Source organism: Streptomyces sp. 549 (assembly GCF_030124175.1).
Taxonomy (GTDB): domain Bacteria; phylum Actinomycetota; class Actinomycetes; order Streptomycetales; family Streptomycetaceae; genus Streptomyces.
Genome location: NZ_JASKMT010000034.1, coordinates 35041 through 54383 on the forward strand (window position 1 = coordinate 35041; position 19343 = coordinate 54383).

The window sequence follows — 19343 nt, forward strand, 5'->3', positions numbered from 1 at the left end:
AGAAGCATGAACGAGCCCGATCCTGTTCTCGGCGATCGGTGAAATCTACCCCGACCGTAGTAGACATGTGAGGCGGGCCTGGTTAGGGTTTCCGCGTGCGGCAGCCGGCTCTGCCGGTGGGCCCGGGGTCTCACCCGGGTGGTGCCCCGTCCGGAACGTCGAACGGGGGCTACCGCACGTATCAGTTCCCGCCCACGCCGAAGAGGAACGAGGAGTGGACGCCATCCGGATCGCCTGAGCGGCGCAGCGTTGCGCTCGGGTACCGCAGCCCGCCCAGGACGGCGGTCTCGGCCGCGCGACGGTGATCCGGGCACCGCCCGCCCCTGCGGCGGCGGTGCGCAGTACGGACGGCGCGCAGCGCCGGCAGGCGGCGTCCCCCTCGAGTCCGGTGCCGCACGGCACCGGGCCCTCGACGCGTCCCACCAGAGGTACCAGTGCCCCCCAGGACCCACCAGCAGGCCGCCGACCCTTTCGACGACGACGACTATCCCGCCTACACCATGGGCCGGGCCGCCGAAATGATCGGTGCCACCCCCGCCTTCCTCCGCGCCATCGGTGACGCGCGGCTCATCACTCCGCTGCGCTCGCAGGGCGGACACCGCCGCTACTCGCGCTACCAGCTCCGGATCGCCGCCCGCGCCCGTGAACTCGTGGACGCGGGAACCCCCGTGGACGCCGCCTGCCGCATCGTCATCCTGGAGGACCAGCTGGAGGAGGCGCTGCGGCTCAACGAGCAGCTGCGCGGGCCTTCCCGTGTCGATGCCGAAGCCGACGCCTAAGGCGACGCGTGGAGCCGGGCCGGCATCCCGCGACTCCTGCGCGAGGGCCTGGCCGCCCGGCGACACGCCCGGCGGTCAGGTTCCGCCGCTCACCTGTTGCGTCTGGGTTCAGAGCCGCCTGGCAGCCGGGAGTCCGCCGGGCCGCAGGAGCGTGCGGGCCCACCGTTCTGGGCCCGTCGCCCGTGAACTGCCCTGCGCGTGCATGGATATCTGTCATCGCGCGGGTAGAATTCAGACTAATCAGCGGAGAAGATTCTTGTTCCCGCGAGTGGCGTGAGGAAGCCCACCGCGCTCATCCGCTCTCACCGTGCTACTGTCGATCTCAGTTGCAGTTGTGGTTCCCAAAGACTTCAAGTGCTCGCACCGGTTCTCCATTCCGGTGGGTGCACTTTTGTATTTCCGGTACTTGTTTCCGGAGGGGGCAATCATCGCGGCGACGCGGAGTCCGCACAGTGCGGTCTCCGGGCACTGCCCCGAAGGAGAATTGATATGGCTACCGGTACCGTGAAGTGGTTCAACGCCGAAAAGGGTTTCGGCTTCATCGAGCAGGACGGCGGCGGCGCTGACGTCTTCGCCCACTACTCCAACATCGTTGCGCAGGGCTTCCGTGAGCTCCAGGAAGGCCAGAAGGTCAACTTCGACGTCACGCAGGGCCAGAAGGGCCCGCAGGCCGAGAACATCACTCCTGCCTGACGCTGACGCGTAACACAGCAGCTGGGGCCCGCACCTTGGGTGCGGGCCCCAGCTCGCTGCTTTTTGGCCTCCGGAGGGCCGAGGGCCGCCACGACGGCGGCGACCGGCGGCGCAGCGCGCCGCCCCGCGGCTGGCACGTCTGCGCCCGCCCCGGCCCCGGAGGCCCGGCAGCACGACCGCCCCACACGGCGCGGTCGGCGCCACTCTCCCTTTCGAACACCGGGCTGCGGCTTGCCGCCCGGCTTCGTTCTTCATTTGTCCGGCTCGTTCTTGCGGCTCCTCTTGCGGCTCACCACCGCCGAGAGAGTTCCTCGATACGTGCCGCATCGAGGAAAGGTTCTGCATGAACCGCAGCACTCGCACGAACGACCGCTACTCCCGCACCCGCTCGGGCGGCTCGTCCGGCTCCGGCCGCAGCCGGTTCGGCGCCCAGCCCCAGAGTCGCTCCGGCGGCTCCGGTCGCTCCGGTGGCTCCAGCCGCTTCGGCCGGCGCCCGTCCGCCCCGCAGGGTGAGTTCGCTCTCCCGGTGACGACCACGCCCGCACTCGACCCGGTCGCGTCCTTCGCGGACCTGGAGATGCCGGCGGCGCTGATGAAGACGCTCACCAGCCTCGGCATGGTCGAGCCGTTCCCCATCCAGGCCGCCACGCTGCCCAACTCGCTGGCCGGTCGCGACGTGCTCGGCCGGGGCCGCACCGGCTCGGGCAAGACGCTCGCCTTCGGCCTGGCGCTGCTCGCCCGGACCGCCGGTCAGCGCGCCGAGCCCCGTCAGCCGCTCGGCCTGGTCCTCGTGCCCACCCGCGAGCTTGCCCAGCAGGTCACCGACGCGCTCACCCCCTACGCCCGTGCGCTGCACCTGCGGCTCACCACGGTCGTCGGCGGCATGTCCATCGGCCGCCAGGCCGGTGCGCTGCGCGGTGGCGCCGAGGTCGTCGTGGCCACGCCGGGTCGGCTGAAGGACCTCATCGACCGGGGTGACTGCCGCCTCAACCAGGTCGCCATCACCGTGCTCGACGAGGCCGACCAGATGGCCGACATGGGCTTCATGCCGCAGGTCACCGCCCTGCTGGACCAGGTGCGCCCGGAGGGGCAGCGCATGCTGTTCTCGGCCACCCTGGACCGCAACGTGGACCTGCTGGTCCGCCGCTACCTGACCGACCCGGTGGTCCACTCGGTGGACCCCTCCGCCGGTGCGGTGACCACGATGGAGCACCACGTGCTGCACGTGCACGGCGCCGACAAGCACGCCGTGACCACGGAGATCGCCGCGCGCGACGGCCGGGTGATCATGTTCCTGGACACCAAGCACGCGGTGGACCGCCTCACCCGCGACCTGCTCAACTCCGGTGTGCGGGCCTCGGCCCTGCACGGCGGCAAGTCGCAGCCGCAGCGCACCCGCACGCTGGACCAGTTCAAGAACGGCCTGGTCAACGTGCTGGTCGCCACCAACGTCGCCGCCCGCGGCATCCACGTGGACAACCTGGACCTGGTCGTCAACGTGGACCCGCCCAGCGACCACAAGGACTACCTCCACCGCGGCGGGCGCACCGCCCGTGCGGGTGAGTCCGGCAGCGTCGTGACGCTGGTCCTGCCCAACCAGCGCCGCGACATGACGCGCCTCATGATGGACGCGGGCATCACGCCCTCCAGCGCCCAGGTCCGCTCCGGCGAGGCCGAGCTGAGCCGCGTGACCGGTGCCCGTGCGCCGTCCGGCGTGCCGGTGACCATCACGGTGCCGGTGGCGGACCGCCCCAAGCGCAGCGCCTCCTCCTCGCGGGGCCGGCGCAGCCGCCCCTCGCAGGCCCGTCGCCGCACCACCGCTACCGGCGCAGCCTGACCAGAGGCTGAGCAGCCGCCGCCCGGCACCACCGGGCGGCGGAACCCGCTCACACCACCGACGGCAGACGCCACCGGCCCTGAGGGCCGGTGGCGTCTGCCGTTTCCCGTGGTGCCGTGCGGGACTCAGGCGTCGATGATCACGGGGATGATCATCGGGCGGCGGCGGTACGTGCGGAACGCCCAGTTGCCCACCGAGCGGACGATGAGCTGCTCCAGCTGCACCGCGTCGCCCACGCCCTCCTCGGCGGCCTTGGCCAGCGTCTTCTCGATCACCGGCACCACGCCGGCGAAGGTGTCCTCGCTGTGCACGAAGCCGCGGGCCAGGAAGTCCGGGGGCTCCACCAGGGCGCCGGTGTCCGCGTCGACGATGGCGACGACGGTGATGACACCCTCCTCCGCGAGGTTGCGGCGGTCCTTCAGCGACGCCTCGGTGGCGCCGCCGACGGTCATGCCGTCGACGTAGACGTACCCGGCCGGGACCTTGCCGGTGATGGACGCCCGGCCGTCGACCAGGTCCACCACCACTCCGTCCTCGGCGAGCAGCACGTTGTCGCGGTCCACGCCGGTGCGGACGGCGAGGTCGCCGTTGGCCTGGAGGTGGCGCCACTCGCCGTGCACGGGCATCACGTGGCGCGGACGCACGATGTTGTAGCAGTACACCAGCTCGCCCGCGCTGGCGTGGCCCGAGACGTGCACCTTGGCGTTGCCCTTGTGTACGACGTTGGCACCCCAGCGGGTGAGCCCGTTGATGACCCGGTAGATGGCGTTCTCGTTGCCGGGGATGAGCGAGCTGGCCAGCAGGACGGTGTCGCCCTTGCCGATGCGGATCATGTGGTCGCGGTTGGCCATTCTGGACAGCGCGGCCATCGGCTCACCCTGAGAGCCGGTGCAGACGAGCGCGACCTTCTTCTCCGCGAGCTTGTCGAGCGCCTTGGTGTCCACCACCAGCCCCTGCGGCACCTTCAGGTAACCAAGATCACGGGCGATGCCCATGTTGCGCACCATCGACCGGCCGACGAACGCCACCTTGCGGCCGTGTTCGTGTGCGGCGTCCAGCACCTGCTGGATGCGGTGCACATGGCTGGCGAAGCTGGAGACGATCACCCGCCGGGGCGCGGTGCGGAACACCTGCTCGATCGCGGGCACCAGATCGCGCTCGGATGTCGTGAAGCCGGGCACCTCCGCGTTGGTCGAGTCGGTGAGGAACAGGTCCACGCCCTCCTCGCCGAGCCGGGCGAAGGCACGCAGGTCGGTGATGCGCTCGTCCAGCGGGAACTGGTCCATCTTGAAGTCGCCGGTGTGCAGCACCAGCCCGGCCGCGGTGCGCAGCGCGACGGCGAGGCCGTCGGGAATGGAGTGGTTGACGGCGACGAACTCGCAGTCGAACGGTCCGAAACTGCGGCGGTCGCCCTCCTTGACCTGCACCTTTCGCGGCTTGATGCCGTGTTCCTTGAGCTTGCCGTCAAGGAAGGCCAGCGTCAGCCTGGAGCCGACCACGGGGATGTCGGCCCGCTCGCGCAGCAGGTAGGGCACACCGCCGATGTGGTCCTCGTGGCCGTGCGTGAGGACCACGGCGACCACGTCGTCCAGGCGGTCCCTGATGGCGGTGAAGTCGGGGAGGATGACGTCCACCCCGGGCTGGTGCTCCTCGGGGAACAGCACACCGCAGTCGACGATGAGGAGCTTGCCGTCGTGTTCGAAGACGGTCATGTTGCGACCGATCTCGCCCAGCCCGCCGAGGGGAATGACCCGCAGCCCTCCGGCGGGCAGTCGCGGCGGCGGTCCGAGTGTGGGATGGGGATGACTCATGCGACGACGCTACCGGAGAGTCCCACCCGTCCCCCACTCCCCACCTGCACTCGGCGGCACACAGGTCAGCGGGACGGGTGACGCCGCACCGCCACCGGCCTCCCCGCAGCGTGTCCCTCGCGCCGGAAGTCGCACCCCCGCGGGTGGAACCGGACGCTCCGGCCGCCGGGCCCCAGGGCGGTTTTCGGCCAACGCGGCGGCGGTGCGCGGCCCTCGTCGGCCACCGTGGCCGGAGACGGCCGCGGCGGCCCGTCACCGTGCGCGGCGTGCGCCGTAGCACGCCGCACCCAGCGGCTTGTCGGAGAAACCATGCCGAACCGCGCGTCTCGGCCCTGCGGCTGCCGCGTCCCGCAACACCGGCCCGGCCGGGGCGAGCGGCGCGGCCGGGTGGCGTGCGTCCCGGGGGTGGCACCCCGCCCCGCCCGTCCCCGCCGGGGCGTCACGAGGTCGGCCAGGACGAGGCTGTTTTTGCCATTGAATGATCAATAGCCTGGGGCGCGTTGCCTGATACCGACCGAGGGAGCTCCATGTCCACCGCGCAACAGGTCCCCGACATACTCTCCCCGGAGTTCGCCGCGAACCCCTATCCGGCCTACCGGATCATGCGCGAGCACGCACCGATGATCTGGCACGAGGCCACCAGCAGCTGGATCGTCTCGCGCTACGAGGACGTCGAACGCGTCTTCAAGGACAAGCAGAACGAGTTCACGACCGACAACTACGACTGGCAGGTCGAACCCGTCCACGGCAAGACGATCCTCCAGCTCAGCGGACGTGAACACGCCGTGCGCCGGGCCCTCGTCGCCCCCGCCTTCCGGGGCAGCGACCTCCAGCAGAAGTTCCTGCCGGTCATCGAGCGCAACTCGCGGGAACTGGTCGACGCCTTCCGCCACACCGGCGCCGTCGACCTCGTCGAGGACTACGCCACCCGCTTCCCCGTCAACGTCATCGCAGACATGCTGGGCCTGGACAAGGCCGACCACGCCCGGTTCCACGGCTGGTACACCACCGTCATCGCCTTCCTGGGCAACCTCGCCGGTGATCCCCAGGTCGCCGCCGCCGGGGAGCGTACCCGCGTCGAGTTCGCCGAGTACATGATCCCCATCATCCAGCAGCGCCGCGACAGCCTGGGCGACGACCTGCTGTCCACACTCTGCCGCGCCGAGGTCGACGGGGTGCGGATGAGCGACGAGGACATCAAGGCATTCTGCAGCCTGCTGCTCGCGGCGGGCGGCGAGACCACCGACAAGGCCATCGCCAGCATCTTCGCCAACCTGCTGACCCATCCCGAGCAGCTCGCCGCCGTACGGGAGGACCGCAGCCTCATCGCCCGCGCCTTCGCCGAGACGCTGCGGTTCACCCCGCCGGTCCACATGATCATGCGGCAGACGGCCCGCGAGGTGGAGCTGAGCGGCGGCACGATACCCGCGGGCGCCACCGTCACCTGCCTCATCGGCGCGGCCAACCGGGACGAGCAGCGCTACCGGGACCCGGACCGCTTCGACATCCACCGCGACGACCTGACCACCACCACCGCGTTCTCCGCAGCCGCCGACCACCTCGCGTTCGCGCTCGGGCGGCACTTCTGCGTCGGTGCCCTGCTGGCCAAGGCCGAGGTCGAGATCGGCGTCGACCAGCTGCTCGACGCCATGCCCGACCTCCGGCTGGCCCCGGGCTTCGAGCCGACCGAGGAGGGCGTCTTCACCCGCGGCCCGCAGTCCCTGCCGGTCGTGTTCACCCCCGTCACCTCCTGACGAGCGCCCACCGTCCGGTGCCCCGGTCCGGCAGCCCCGCTGGGGCCGCCGGACCGGGCCGGCTCAGTGCACGACCGGGGTGAACTCCACCGGCAGCGCCGTCAGCCCGCGCATCCAGATCGACGGCCGCCAGGTCAGCTCCTCCGGCTCGACCGCCAGCACCACGTCCGGCAGCCGCTCCAGCAGCGTTTCCACCGCGGTCCGCGCGATCACGTCCGCCAGTAGCGGCGCCGGGTAGGGGCAGCGGTGCTCGCCGTTACTGAAGGACAGGTGCGCGGAGTTCTCCGCGCCCACATGCGAGTCCGGCCAGATCTGCGGGTCGGTGTTCGCCGCCGCCAGCCCCAGCACCAGGCAGTCACCGGCCCGGATGTGCCGCCCGCCCAGCTGGGTGTCCCGCACCGCCCAGCGGCCGATGAAGTTCTGGGTCGGCGTGTCCAGCCACAGCACCTCGTTGAGCGCCTGACCGACACTGAGCCGGCCCCCGGAGACGTTCAGCGCGAACCGGTCGTCGGTCAGCAGCAGCCGCAGCGTGTTGCAGATCCAGTTCGCCGTCGGCTGCTGTGCCGCGGCGATGATCGAGATCAGGTCCTGCACCACCTCCTCGTCGGTCAGCTCCGCCGGGTGCAGCAGCATGTGCGAGGTGACGTCCGCTCCCGGCAACTGGCGCTTGTCCTTGACGAGCTGCTGGATGCGCTCCTGCACCCGCACATACGCCGCGACTGGGTCGTCGCCCTCCCCGGCGTCCAGCGACATGCGCAGGTCGCGCACCAGGTCCTCGGTGTCCTCCGCGCCGGAGGGCATGCCGCACATCTGGACCGCCGCCCGCATCGGCAGCGCGTGCGCGAAGGAACCCATCAGCTCCGCCCGGCCGCTGCCGGCGAACGCGTCGATCAGCTGGTCGGCGAGCAGCCGGCACTCGTGGGCCAGCTCGAACTGGTCCACCGTCTCCAGCGCCTCGGTGATCACCCCGGCCCGCCGCTGGTGCTCGTCGCCCTCGGTGAACAGCACCGACGGCTGGTAGCCGACGAACGGCATGAGCGGCCAGTCCGGCGGGATCGCGTCCCACTGGTTCCACCGGCGCGAGTCCCGGGCGAACAGCTGGTCCTGACTGGTGACGTAGCTGACCTCGGGGTACCCCAGCACCAGCCAGGCGGGCACGTCCCCGTCCAGCAGCACCGGGGCCACCGAGCCGTGCTCCCGGCGCAGAGTGCGGTACAGCTCGGACGGCGCCTGCTGGTACTCCAGCCCGCTCAGCCGCACCGCCCCCGCGTGCGCGGGGCAGCCCGGGGGCGCGTCCTGCTCGGTGGAGGAGCCGGTGGGGTCGGTCACGGTGTCATCTCCCGGGCCATGGCCAGTTCGTACAGGTGGTCCACGAGGGTGATCAGGACGTCCTTGCCCGACGACCTGACCCGTGCGTCGCAGTCGATCAGCGGCACGTGCTCGGGCAGCGCCAGAGCCTGCCTTATCTCCTCCAGCGAGTGCGCGGAGGCGTCGTCGAACCGGTTGACCGCCACCACGAACGGGGTGCGGTGATGCTCCAGCCGGTCGATCGCGTACCAGGAGTCGCTCATCCGGCGGGTGTCGACGAGCACCACCGCGCCGAGGGTGCCGGAGAACAGCCGGTCCCACAGGAACCAGAACCTCTCCTGGCCCGGCGCGCCGAACAGGTACAGCACCATGCGCTCGTTGAGGCTGATGCGCCCGAAGTCGAAGGCCACCGTCGTCGTGGTCTTCGAAGCCACCGCGGAGGTCTCGTCGACCCCCACACCGGCCTGCGTCATCACCTCCTCGGTGTTCAGCGGCCGGATCTCGCTGACCGAGCGGACCAGGGTGGTCTTGCCCACCCCGAACCCACCCACCACGACGATCTTCAGCCCCGTCTCGGCGGCGTCGTCCAGCGGTGTCCGGCCCGGTAGCTCAGAGGTTGCGGAGTCCATGCAGCACCTCCTTCAAGAGGTCGGAATCGGGCATCGAGGCGACCGACCGCGCCGCGCGCGGCTGACGGGCGGTGATCTTCCCGGTCAGCAGGAGGTCGCTCAGCAGGATTCGCACCACGGTGATGGGCAGCTTCAGCTCGGCGGCGATCTCCACGACGGCGGTGGGATGCCGGCACATGTCCAGGATCCGCACGTGCTCACCCTGCATGCCGGGCGACGCCTCGGACTCGCGGACGATCAGCGTGACCAGGTCGAAGGTGCCGTCGTCCGACCGGCTGCGGCCACCCGTGACGGTGTACAGCCGGTCTGGATCGCCGGTGTCCACCGGCCTGCGCTTCACGAGGGCAGGCCTTCCTGCGGTGCCGTCCGCGGCTCCGCCCGCAGGTGCTCACCGATCTGCTCGACCAGCTCGGTCATCTGGTGGCCGACGACACTCGGGTCCGCGCCCTCGTCCGCGACCACTCCCAGATGAGCGCCGTCCCCGGCCTCGACGATGAACAGCAGGCCGCCGTGGAACTCCGTCATGGAGTGCCGCACACCCCCCGAACCGCTGCCGAACTCCACCGAGGCGCCCTGCGCGAGGGCCTGGATGCCCGAGCAGATGGCCGACAGCTGGTCCGCCTGGTCCAGGGAGAGCGCGCCGCTCCAGCAGAGCTTCAGGCCGTCACGCGAGAGCACAAGGGCGTGCCGGGTGCCGGGTGTGCGTTCCAGCAGGCTCTCAAGGAGCCAGGTCAGGCTGTTGTCAGTGGTCTGCATGGTGTGCGTGGGACAGACGGGCGCCGTGGAAGCGGCTGTCTGCCCGTGCCTCCAATCTGACTTTTCTCGTGCGTGGAAGTAGGGCGGGCAACCCCGGGTGCGCCCTGTGGAAGCTTGTGGTGCCGCTAGTCGTGCGGCGGTGCGTCGTCCGGCTCCGCCGCCGCGGTGTCACCCGACGCGTTCCGCCCCCGGTGGAACGCGCCGAACTGGGTTCCCGCGTCCCGGCCGGCCTGCGACGGCCGGATGGGACGGGCGGGCGGCTCGGGCCGCTGCGCCCGCTCGTGCCCGGCGGACGCCATCGTCCGGCCCGGCGGACGCACCGGCAGGCCGCCGGGCGTCTGCGAGCCGGCGTCCTGCGCGGGCAGTCGCGGCTCGGTCGTCTCCGCGCGCGGCGCGGGCTGCGGCTGCGGCACCCGCTGCGGCAGCGGCTCGACGGCCCGCTCCGCGGGCGCCGCCGGGGCTGCTGCCTGCGCCGCGGGCTCCGCCACGCGTGCTGCGGGCGCGGTCACCGGCTGCCGGTGCGGCTGCAGGTGCGGCGCGACGCGCTGCTGGGCCAGCAGCTGCGGCGGGAACAGCACCACCACGCCGGTGCCGCCGCGCGAGGACGGCCGGAAGTTGACACCGATGTCGTACTTGGCGGCCAGCCGTCCGACGACGGCCAGTCCCAGGCGGGTGCCCTGGAGGGCCGCCAGGTCGGTCACCCGGCCGGAGACCGACTCCTCGGCCCGGCGCATCGCCGCGGCGGCCATCTTCAGGCCGCTGTCCTCGATGGTGACCACGATGCCCGCGGTGCGCTCCTCGACGTAGACGTGCACCTCGTCGATGGGCGGCGAGAAGTTCGCGGCGTTGTCCATCAGTTCGGCGAGCAGGTGCATCACACCCTCGGCCGCGAACCCGGCGATCGCCGCGGTGCTTGAGCAGTGCAGCCGGACCCGCTGGTAGGCGGCGATGCGGCCGACCGCGCCGCGCAGGATGCTCTCCATGCCGATCGGCTTGTTCCACGCCCGGCTCGTCCGGCCGCCCATCAGCAGGGCCAGACGGTCCGTCATCAGGCCCAGCTGGGAGGTGTTGTGGTCAAGGCGCAGCAGGTCGCCGAAGACCTCCTCGCCGTGCCGGTCCTGCATCTCGCGCAGGTCGGCGAGCATGTTGACGGCCTTCGCCTGCACCCGGCTCAGTGCCTTGGCGCTCGCCGCCTGGGCGGCCGAGGCGCGCCGCTCACTGACCGCGAACTCCCGGACGACGGTTTCGACCAGGACGCGGACCCGCTCGTCCTCCGGGCACTCCACCCCGGCCAGCACGGTGTTCGCGGACGACCCCCTGCGCAGGATCTCCAGTGCGCTCGGCAGGGTCTGCGTGGTCAGCCGGTCGAGCTCCCCGGCCAGGTACGCCTCCTGGCGCCTGGCGGCTTCGGCCGCGGCGACCGCGGACGCCGCACGGTCCTCCCCGGCGGCCAACTCGGTGGCGAACGACTGCAGCACGCGGCGCAGCGACCCGTCCGAGGGTGACTGGTTGCCGCTCAGCGCCTCACCGGCGCTCGCCCCGTCGCGCAGGCGCTTGACGACCGCCGGCATCGTGACGTGCACCAGGTGGGCGGTCTCGGCCTCGTGCCGCGACCACTGGGCCTGCAGCGATTCGGCTCGTTCATGGGCGGACACCGCGTCCCGGCGGGCGCGTTGCACGCCCACGGCGGCTATCAGCACGGCGGCGACCAGGCACGCCCACGCACCCAGCACCACCGCCAGGACCCAGCCGCGGGACGCGGCCGGGGCGGCGGCGACCACCGCGCCGCCGACTGCTCCCACCGCCACCAGCAGGACCAGGGGTACGGCGAACGATAGGCGCCGTGCCGCAGTCGTCCGGCGCGGGCGGGAGGTGACAGGCACTGACATTCCGCGGTCCCTCGGTCGTGAGTGCGGTGCGTTCCAGGAGGGAGCCGCCGATCTGTGCGACACGGCATGGTCGGATGCCGGCCCTCGAACAGAACGTGATCTTCCGGCCCCTCGTATGGCGCTCATGCTAGTCACGTCGGAGGGCGTGAACCCGCCGACCGCGACCCGCGATCCGCACAATGGAGGACTTCGTCGTGAACTCGCCCTCGACGCGGAACAGCGTGGTATTGGCCACCGCGGCACGAGTCCCGCCCTACCTGCCCGTACGCTGACCGGACCCCTTCTGCTGCCTGCCCGCACGGGCCCGCTGCTGCCCACTCGCGGACGCAACTGGTCCTGTGGGTGGTGGATTTCAGCCAACCGGGGGAAGTGCCGCCGTCACATGACCGCCTGGTGTCCCACGACACCGGCGACACGATGAGCGCTGAACGGGCAGGGGAGTCCGGAAGCCGGCGGTGCCGGTTCCGGCCCCGCTGCCGAGCCCGCCCAGGGGAAGCGGACCGGTCGGCCGGACAGCGGACCGTGGTTCACGATCGCCGCACTGCCTTGAGGTAGGAGGCTGCGAGTTGGTCGGTCCTGTCGGCGGACCCGCCCAGGCGGTGGATGAAGATCCATTCCCCGCCGGGGAAGGCGCCGGCGAACGTGGAGGCGTGGCGGGTGCCTCCGTTGTGCCAGAGCAGCTTCCCGGCGCGCTGCCAGGTGGGTGCGGGGTCGCCGAGCACCCGGTCCACGATCAGTCGGGTGAGCAGGGCCGCCGCGCCCGCGGAGGTGGCCCACATCCCTCCCGCGGGCAGGATGGCGCCGTCCAGGGTCCACGTCCTGCGGCTGCGGCGAAGGAACCCCGTGGCCCTCAGGGCGCGGTCCGGGGGTGGATGGGCGGCGAAGTGATCGGCGAGGCCGAGAGGGGACAGCACCCGCTCGCGGACGAGCTGCTCGTAGGGCTGCCGGTCGGCGGCGGCCAACGCGGCGCCGAGGACGGCGTATCCGAAGTTGGAGTACTCCTGGCTGCGCCCCGGTTCGCCGACGAGGAGGACGTCGAGCCGGGGGATGAGTCCGTCCAGCGCGTGCTCGGTGAAGGAGCGGTAGGGATCACGGAACCGCGCGGTGCCAGGAGGGAGTCTGGGCAGGCCGGACGTGTGGTCGAGCAGGTGGCGCAGGGTGATCCCGGTGGGCGGTGTGCGCGTGAGCCAGCGCTCCAGGGGGTCGTCCAGGGCCAGTGTTCCCTCGGCGGCCAACCGCATCGCCGCGGTACCGGTGAGGACCTTGGTGAGCGAGCCGATCTCCACGAAGGCGTCGGGGTCATGGCCGCCGACAGTTCGTGAGGCCTGTATGCCAGGGCTGGAGAGGATGCACATGGGCACTGTGCGCATCACTTCTCCTCCCTCATCAGAGCCCTGCTCGCGAAGGGATACGCCAGTAGGTATCCGGCACCCACGCACCCGGCTGCCCCGGTGAACCACCACAGAAGGGTCGCTGTGGACGGCTGCGCGAGGTGCCGGGCGAGAGTGGAGACGACAAGGCCCGCGAGGACGGCGGTGACCGCGCAGGAGACCAGGTAAGCGCGCCGGGTCTTCACTTCCTCGGGGAGGAAGTAGGAGACTAACTCGGCCAGAAGCATCACGTGAGCGAGTCCTCTTTCTGCTGTCGCGACGAGCAAAGGGCCTGTGCGCATTGTGCGTTCGGCCCGGTGATCGTCAGGTTATCCGGTCGCGTAGGCTGCCGGTTCGGCACCCGGCGGCGTGCCTGGTAGGCCTTCGGCCATTCAGCGACGCGGGCTGGCGTGTTCTCGCTCCCGGGGCGCGGCGGCACACGTCGCATTTCACTGATCGGCCTTTTCCGAGTGAGCGTGCGGAAAGGCACCCGTTCAGGGAAACCCCCTTGTCGTCCTGGGGCGCAGGCGACCCGAGTTCCTGTGCTGACGGCTGACGGCTGACGGCTGACGGCTGAAGACGAGGTGGGCACTCATGTCGGCGGTGGATCCGGAATCACCTGCTCCGTCCAGATGATCTTTCCCGTCTTGGTGTAGCGCGTGCCCCAACGCCGGGCGAGCTGCGCGATGATCAGCAGGCCCCGCCCTCCCTCGTCGGTGGTCCGGGCGTGGCGCAGGCGGGGCGAGGTGCTGCTCGCGTCGGACACTTCGCAGATCAGGGCGCGGTCCCGGATCAACCGCAGCACGATCGGACCGGTCGCGTGGCGGATGGCGTTGGTGACCAGTTCGCTGACGATCAACTCCGTGGTGAACGTCAGGTCGTCCAGGCTCCACGCCGTCAGTTGCCGGCCGGCGACGCTGCGGGCGTGTGCGACGGCTGCGGGGTCCGAGGGCAGGTCCCAGGACACGACCTGGTCGGAGCCCAGCAGGTGGGTCCGGGCAAGAAGCAGGGCGGCGTCGTCGTTCGGTGGAACGGCCAGCAGCGCGTCGACCACGTGGTCGCCCGTCTCCTGCAGCGACAGGCCGGGCACCGCGAGTGTGCTGCTCAGCCGGGAGAGCCCGATGTCGATGTCGTGGTCCGGAGCCCGCACGAGGCCGTCGGTGTACAGCCCGATCAGGCTGCCTTGGGCCAGTTCCACCTCTGCGGACTCGAAGGGCAGCGAACCGAGACCGAGCGGTGGCCCGGCGGGCAGGTCCAGGAGGTCGGCGGCGCCGCCCGGTCTGACGATCACAGGCGGGAGGTGACCGGCCCGGGCCAGCGTGCACAGCCCGGTGACCGGGTCGTACACGGCGTACAGGCAGGTGGCCCCCACCATCGCGGCGCTCACACGCTCGCTCTCAGCCGATGCCGGCTCGCCGCCGCCGCGCGACTCGCTGAGGCCGATGACCAGGTCGTCCAGGTGGGCCAGTAGTTCGTCGGGGGGAAGGTCCAGGTTGGCCAGCGTGCGCACCGCCGTGCGGAGCCGCCCCATGGTCGCCGCGGAATGGATGCCGTGTCCGACCACGTCCCCGACGACCAGTGCGACCCGGGCCCCGGAAAGGGGGATCACGTCGAACCAGTCACCGCCCACGCCGGTCGGCGCGTCCGCGGGGCAGTACCACGATGCCACCTCCAGAGCGGACCCTCCGGTCACCTCCTGCGGCAGCAGGTACTGCTGCATCGACTGGGCCGCGGTCCGCTCGCGGGTGAAGCGGCGTGCGTTGTCGACGGCCACAGCGGCACGGGAGACGAGTTCCTCGGCGAGGCGTACGTCGTCCTCCTCGAAGGGGCACATGCGCCCGGACCGGACAAACGTCGCCGCGCCCAGGGTGACGCCGCGGGCCCGGACGGGCACCACCATCACCGAGCGGAGGTCGAACCGACGGATGGCGGGTCCCAGCGACGGGTCCATGGTCACCCACGCCTCGGGGGAGTGCTCCAGGTCCTCCACCAGGGTCCTGCTCTCCAGCAGGCAGCGGGCGACGGGCGAGGACGGCGCGCGCTGGACCACTTCCCCCACGGCCAGGCGCGCCTCCGGATTGCCCTTGCGGACCGACCTCTGTCCCGCGCGCCGGATGACGGGTCCGAGATCGACCGGCCCAGGGGCGGGCTCCTCGCCCCTGATGACCGATTCCAGCAGGTCGACGGCGACGAAGTCGGCGAGGGAGGGCACGGCGTTGTCGGCCAGTTCCTGCGCGGTCAGTTGCACATCCAGCGCGCTGCCGATACGGGCACTGGCGTCGTTCAGGAGGGCGAGCCGCTCCTGTGCCCGCCGGCGCTCGGTGACGTCGATGATCATGTACCAGACGCCCACCTGCCGGCCGCGGCGGTCCTTCATCCCGAAGAACGAGGCCGAGTACGCCCGCTCCTGGTAGGGCTCGCCATGGCCGAAGCCGCGGAACTCGTGGTCCATCACCGGAGCTCCGGTCCGCAGGACGGTCCGCATCGTCTCCTCGAACGCCTCCGCCGTGGGCCCCGGCAACACCTCCTTCACCCGGCGCCCCAGCCGTCGTTCCGGTGGGATCATCCGCCCCAGCACCTTGTTCACCCAGACGTAGCGCAGATCGGTGTCCAGGACGGCCACACCGACCGGTGCGTCGGACAGGAACGGCACGAGCAGCAGCTGGCTGACCCCGCCTCCCGGCATGCGCCAGAAAGCACGTTGCGGTGCCCGGCCGACGAACCTGCCGAAGACCAGCGCGGCGGCCGTGGCGACCAGCACGCCCGGGACCATCTCGTAGAGGTCCGACTCGAACGGCCCGAGCAGCGGATTGATCCTGTCCCACAGGAGCACCGTGGCCGCGCCCGACACGATTCCGGCCATGGCCCCCGCCCAGGTCATACGGGGCCAGTACAGCGACAGGAGGACGACGGGTCCGAAGGCCGCGCCGAAGCCCGCCCAGGCGTAGGCGACGATGTTCAGTACGCCGCCACCCTCCAGCGCGACCAGGCAGGCGGCCATGACCACCGCCACCACGGCTCCGCGACCGACCCACACCAGCGTCCTGTCCGAGGCGCTCCGCCTGAAGAACGCCCGGTAGAAGTCCTCCGTGAGGGCGACGGACGACACCAGGAGCTGGCTGTCCGCCGTCGACATGATCGCGGCCAGTACCGCGACCAGCATCAACCCGGCGATCCAGGGGTTGAGCAGGGTCTCACTCAGGACGATGAAGACGGTCTCCGGGTTCTCCAGCGGGGTGTCGAGCTGTGCGATGCCCACAAGGCCGACGAGGATGGCGCCGGTGAGCACGACCAGCACCCAGGCCGTTCCGATCCGCCGGGCCGCCGGGACGGCCCGGGGGCTGCGGATCCCCATGAAGCGGGCGAGGATGTGCGGCTGGCCGAAGTAACCGAGGCCCCAGGCGAGGAGCGACACGACGGCCACCGCGCCGAGCGACCCGCCCGCCGTCCACCGGTCGTCGACGAAGCTGGCCTCGGTCCCGACGTCCAGCAGTGCCGGCGTCCTGCTGTTGAGGGAGTCCGCCAGGGAGTCCAGGCCCCCGAGCGTCGCGATACCGACCACGGGGAGGACCAGCAGGGCGAGGAACATCAGGGTGCCCTGCATGACGTGCGTCAGGCTGACGGCGAGGAAGCCGCCGAGGCACGCGTAGGTCGCGATCGCCAGAGCGGTCAGCACCACCCCCAGCTCGAAGACGATCCCGAACACCTGGGCGAACAACAGTCCACCGGCCACCAGGCCGCTGGCGACGTAGACGGTGAAGAACACGACGGTGACGGCGGCCGACACCATCCGGAGCGTCCGGGTGCGGTCCTCGAAACGTTCCTCCAGGTAGGCCGACAGGCTGACGGCGTTACCGGCCCGCTCGGTGTAGGTACGCAGCCTGGGCGCGACGAGCAGCCAGTTCAGATAGGTGCCGGCGGCCAGACCCACGGCGATCCAGCCCGCGCCGACACCGACCGCGTAGACGGCCCCGGGAAGGGCCAGGAACAACCAGCCGGACATGTCGCTCGCGCCGGCGGACAGCGCCGCTACCGGCGCGCTGAGCCTCCGCCCGCCCAGCGCGAAGTCGGCGAAGGTGCGGGTCCGGGTGTAGGCCCAGACTCCCACCGCGATCACGGCCACCGTGTAGACGATGAACGTGGCCAGAACCGGCGCACTCAGGTCGGACATGTCTTCCCCGCTCCGGAGGCTGGTGAGCACAGGCAGCAACGTCGGCTGAGCTGCAGCACGCCCTGCTACAAATGTACCGACTTCGGGTCCAGGCCTGCTCTTCGTGGCCCGGCCCCGAACGACGCCTCGAACGTGCTCGCACGTGTGAGAGCGGGGTTGTCCGGGTGCACTGCGCATGGGCGGCGGCGCCCTGCTGCGGCTTCGTGATGGCCGGGGCCTCTGAGCCGCCCCAGGTCCCGCCACCGGGCCGCCGGCTGCTCCTGACCCGCCTCGCTGCCGGCGCGGGCGGGGAGTGCGACGGAGAGACCGCCCCTTTGACCTGGACAGCCTGATGCTGGGACGGGACTGCTGCACCGTCGACCGTCGTTCGCCAGCGTATACATCAGACTGGTACATACGCTAACCTTGGTACATGTCCATGAAGCGAACCAATGTCTACGCCGACCCCGAGGACCTCGCCATCATCAAGGAGGCGGCCAAGCGGCGCGGCATCAGCGAAGCCGAGATCATCCGGCAGGGCATCCATCTCGCGGCCATGGCCAATCGCGTCTGGGACGAACCCCTCTTCTCCCGCACCTTCGAGGGGGCCGGCCGTACTCCCGGCAAGCGCGAAGTGCGTGACACCGTGGCCGACGCCGTGCGCCGCGAGACCGGGACCGCGACTGCGGCGTGATCATCGTCATCGCGGACACGTCCGGGCTCCTCGCGGCGCTCGACTCCACCCATCCCGAGCACCAGGCGTCCAACGAAGCGATCATGGCCGCCGGCCTCCTGGTGATGTCGCCTCTGCTGCTTGCGGAGATCGATCATGTAGCCACTCGGGAACTCGGTCGTGAAGCTGCGCTCAGCGCGGTCGATGACATGCGGAACTGGATGCGTCGCGGTCGCATCGTCGTCCCTGAAGTCACGGAGGACCACTTGGGGGTCGCCCAGTCCGTTCGTGCCCGCTATCGGGACCTTGACCTGGATCTGGCGGACGCCGTGAACGTGGCCCTCGCCGCTGACTACGACACTGACGCTGTCCTCACTCTCGACCGCCGCGACTTCCGTGCGGTGCACCCGCTGGGTCGCCACAAGGCGTTCCGGGTTCTCCCAGACGATCTTCCCCTCTGAAGTCGAAGGCGCGCTCCTGAGGCGTCGTCTTCGCCGGCTGTGACGCGCATCTGACGCTCTGGGCGCCTGCGCGAATGGCGATGAGTCGAGAACAACTGGCTCTGACCAGGGGTTTCCGCAACCCGTCCAGGCCGACACCTTCCGATGACGAACCACGTGGAGTGCCGGGTAATCCGTCCCCCAGCCCCTGAGGATCGGGGAGCAGGCGGATGCGCTGGACTGGCGGCGGCCTCGCTCCGCTGATGTCCGTCACTCTGGTCGAGGGCACGAGCGCGGCTTCGCCGCAGCAGTCGGCGCCGGAGAAGTCGAAGCCCGCTGTGACGCAGGCGGCTGACATCGCCTCGGCGAAGGTCGCGGCCCGGTCGGGCAAGCGGGTCGAGGCTCTGTCGGAGCGGACGGAGACCTCGACGACGTGGGCGGACAAGGACGGCAGCCTGACGACTGAGTTGTCGTGAGACTCGGGGAGCGTGGGGCAGACGGACAGGACCCTCCCGCCCCGCGCTGCCCGAGTGCTGTGAACTGAAAGGTCGTCCCCATGTGGCATGACTGCACACCGGTCCTCGACGACGAGCCCGGCCGGGCGGGCGATCTCGGGGTGGCGAGTTCCCGGCGTCGGTGAGATCGACGTCGAGTCCGAGGGTTTTCGGCTGTCCGTGCTCCCCACGGGTGAGACCTTGCGTGTGGAGCTGGCCTTCGCTGCCGCGTACGCCGAGTCGGAGACGGAGCCGTACCGACCTCTGGGGCAGGTGACATTGACGCTCGACGACGTACGGTCCATCGCGCTGCACATGCCGGGAGCGCCCTCCGACCCGGTGTGGAAGAGGGTGCTTCGCGGAGACCCGCGCGACGAGGTCCTACGCATGGCGTGGGACGAGGACGACGACGTCCTGCATATACGGGACGGCGGCGTCGTCCTGTCCTGCCGGGGCGGTACATGGCGCTGGGAGATCCGGACCGGCGCGTAGGGTTGTCGGGGCGCACTGTGACACTCGGCACCGCAGCGCTCCGCCCGCAGCCCGCAGTGCTCAGCCGAGTACGAACACAAACACGCGGTGCGAAGAGGTCGGCGTGCAGGGCTGTTTCAAAGCCCCAGAGACGCCCCCGCGCCACCCAACTCCCGCGCTTTCGTAGTTCAGATGGGGTGTGGCGGCGCCACTTTCACGGGATCTCAGTGGACGTTAAGTCCGATCTTCCTCGGTTCGTGATCGCTCGATCGTGTGACTGATCGCTGGC

16 protein-coding genes and 1 pseudogene are annotated in these 19343 nt (G+C 70.8%); 8 read left to right on the forward strand and 9 right to left on the reverse strand.

Annotated elements, in window-relative coordinates; translation table 11 throughout:
• Window positions 1–434 precede the first annotated feature (434 nt).
• The 3 genes from QNO07_RS25185 to QNO07_RS25195 all read left to right on the forward strand — a co-directional run bounded on the left by QNO07_RS25185 (window position 435) and on the right by QNO07_RS25195 (window position 3309).
• Window positions 435–779, forward strand: coding sequence for a MerR family transcriptional regulator (locus QNO07_RS25185; protein WP_283994726.1), 345 nt, complete (start codon window positions 435–437; stop codon window positions 777–779).
• A gap of 489 nt (window positions 780–1268) precedes the next feature.
• Entirely contained in the window at window positions 1269–1472 is a 204-nt protein-coding gene (locus QNO07_RS25190) for a cold-shock protein (protein WP_283994727.1), read from the forward strand.
• Between the two features lie 343 nt (window positions 1473–1815).
• Window positions 1816–3309: a DEAD/DEAH box helicase gene (locus QNO07_RS25195; RefSeq protein WP_283994728.1), complete on the forward strand. Its 1494-nt coding sequence runs from the start codon at window positions 1816–1818 to the stop codon at window positions 3307–3309.
• A 125-nt stretch (window positions 3310–3434) separates the two neighbouring features.
• Here the strand turns inward: QNO07_RS25195 and QNO07_RS25200 are convergent, their stop codons facing one another.
• Window positions 3435–5120, reverse strand: coding sequence for a ribonuclease J (locus QNO07_RS25200; RefSeq protein WP_283994729.1), 1686 nt, complete (start codon window positions 5118–5120; stop codon window positions 3435–3437).
• 527 nt (window positions 5121–5647) lie between these two features.
• On the opposite strand from QNO07_RS25200, the gene QNO07_RS25205 reads away from it, so the two are divergent.
• Window positions 5648–6874, forward strand: a complete 1227-nt coding sequence (locus tag QNO07_RS25205; RefSeq protein ID WP_283994730.1) for a cytochrome P450 — start codon at window positions 5648–5650, stop codon at window positions 6872–6874.
• A 63-nt stretch (window positions 6875–6937) separates the two neighbouring features.
• Here the strand turns inward: QNO07_RS25205 and QNO07_RS25210 are convergent, their stop codons facing one another.
• From QNO07_RS25210 to putP, 8 genes are all read right to left on the reverse strand, one after another.
• Entirely contained in the window at window positions 6938–8203 is a 1266-nt protein-coding gene (locus QNO07_RS25210) for a cytochrome P450 (RefSeq protein WP_283994731.1), read from the reverse strand.
• Window positions 8200–8811, reverse strand: a complete 612-nt coding sequence (locus QNO07_RS25215) for a GTP-binding protein (RefSeq protein ID WP_283994732.1) — start codon at window positions 8809–8811, stop codon at window positions 8200–8202. Before QNO07_RS25215 ends, QNO07_RS25210 begins: the two co-directional genes overlap by 4 nt.
• The gene (locus QNO07_RS25220; RefSeq protein ID WP_283994733.1) at window positions 8792–9151 is read right to left on the reverse strand and encodes a DUF742 domain-containing protein; all 360 of its coding nucleotides are present in this window, start codon (window positions 9149–9151) and stop codon (window positions 8792–8794) included. Before QNO07_RS25220 ends, QNO07_RS25215 begins: the two co-directional genes overlap by 20 nt.
• Window positions 9148–9567: a roadblock/LC7 domain-containing protein gene (locus QNO07_RS25225; RefSeq protein WP_283994734.1), complete on the reverse strand. Its 420-nt coding sequence runs from the start codon at window positions 9565–9567 to the stop codon at window positions 9148–9150. The genes QNO07_RS25220 and QNO07_RS25225 overlap by 4 nt, the downstream gene beginning before the upstream one ends.
• 125 nt (window positions 9568–9692) lie before the next feature.
• Window positions 9693–11456, reverse strand: a complete 1764-nt coding sequence (locus tag QNO07_RS25230) for an ATP-binding protein (protein WP_283994735.1) — start codon at window positions 11454–11456, stop codon at window positions 9693–9695.
• Window positions 11457–11983: 527 nt separating this feature from the next.
• Entirely contained in the window at window positions 11984–12826 is an 843-nt protein-coding gene (locus QNO07_RS25235) for a serine hydrolase domain-containing protein (protein ID WP_283994736.1), read from the reverse strand.
• A complete protein-coding gene (locus QNO07_RS25240) occupies window positions 12826–13074 on the reverse strand; it encodes a hypothetical protein (RefSeq protein WP_283994737.1) in 249 nt (82 codons plus the stop codon). Before QNO07_RS25240 ends, QNO07_RS25235 begins: the two co-directional genes overlap by 1 nt.
• Window positions 13075–13418: 344 nt before the next feature.
• Entirely contained in the window at window positions 13419–16997 is a 3579-nt protein-coding gene (gene putP / locus QNO07_RS25245; RefSeq protein ID WP_283994739.1) for a sodium/proline symporter PutP, read from the reverse strand.
• Between the two features lie 412 nt (window positions 16998–17409).
• Between putP and QNO07_RS25250 the strand changes: the two genes are divergently transcribed.
• The 4 genes and pseudogenes from QNO07_RS25250 to QNO07_RS25265 all read left to right on the forward strand — a co-directional run bounded on the left by QNO07_RS25250 (window position 17410) and on the right by QNO07_RS25265 (window position 19075).
• Window positions 17410–17670 carry a ribbon-helix-helix domain-containing protein gene (locus tag QNO07_RS25250; protein WP_283994740.1) on the forward strand — a complete coding sequence of 87 codons (261 nt, stop codon included), beginning with the start codon at window positions 17410–17412 and terminating at the stop codon, window positions 17668–17670.
• Window positions 17667–18110 (forward strand): PIN domain-containing protein, encoded by a 444-nt coding sequence (locus QNO07_RS25255; protein WP_283994742.1) that lies wholly within the window; start codon window positions 17667–17669, stop codon window positions 18108–18110. Before QNO07_RS25250 ends, QNO07_RS25255 begins: the two co-directional genes overlap by 4 nt.
• A 242-nt stretch (window positions 18111–18352) precedes the next feature.
• A pseudogene (locus tag QNO07_RS25260) lies at window positions 18353–18562 on the forward strand (hypothetical protein); the annotation flags it as partial.
• Window positions 18563–18652: 90 nt separating this feature from the next.
• A complete protein-coding gene (locus QNO07_RS25265) occupies window positions 18653–19075 on the forward strand; it encodes a hypothetical protein (RefSeq protein WP_283994745.1) in 423 nt (140 codons plus the stop codon).
• Window positions 19076–19343: the final 268 nt, after the last annotated feature.

Bases quoted from the DNA above. Each gene is read 5' to 3' on its own strand.
- QNO07_RS25190 (WP_283994727.1), top strand. From the start codon at position 1,269: ATGGCTACCGGTACCGTGAAGTGGTTCAACGCCGAAAAGGGTTTCGGC.
- QNO07_RS25195 (WP_283994728.1), top strand. From the start codon at position 1,816: ATGAACCGCAGCACTCGCACGAACGACCGCTACTCCCGCACCCGCTCG.
- QNO07_RS25200 (WP_283994729.1), bottom strand. From the start codon at position 5,120: ATGAGTCATCCCCATCCCACACTCGGACCGCCGCCGCGACTGCCCGCC.
- QNO07_RS25205 (WP_283994730.1), top strand. From the start codon at position 5,648: ATGTCCACCGCGCAACAGGTCCCCGACATACTCTCCCCGGAGTTCGCC.
- QNO07_RS25215 (WP_283994732.1), bottom strand. From the start codon at position 8,811: ATGGACTCCGCAACCTCTGAGCTACCGGGCCGGACACCGCTGGACGAC.
- QNO07_RS25225 (WP_283994734.1), bottom strand. From the start codon at position 9,567: ATGCAGACCACTGACAACAGCCTGACCTGGCTCCTTGAGAGCCTGCTG.
- QNO07_RS25230 (WP_283994735.1), bottom strand. From the start codon at position 11,456: ATGTCAGTGCCTGTCACCTCCCGCCCGCGCCGGACGACTGCGGCACGG.
- QNO07_RS25235 (WP_283994736.1), bottom strand. From the start codon at position 12,826: ATGCGCACAGTGCCCATGTGCATCCTCTCCAGCCCTGGCATACAGGCC.
- QNO07_RS25240 (WP_283994737.1), bottom strand. From the start codon at position 13,074: ATGCTTCTGGCCGAGTTAGTCTCCTACTTCCTCCCCGAGGAAGTGAAG.
- putP (WP_283994739.1), bottom strand. From the start codon at position 16,997: ATGTCCGACCTGAGTGCGCCGGTTCTGGCCACGTTCATCGTCTACACG.
- QNO07_RS25250 (WP_283994740.1), top strand. From the start codon at position 17,410: ATGTCCATGAAGCGAACCAATGTCTACGCCGACCCCGAGGACCTCGCC.
- QNO07_RS25265 (WP_283994745.1), top strand. From the start codon at position 18,653: ATGACTGCACACCGGTCCTCGACGACGAGCCCGGCCGGGCGGGCGATC.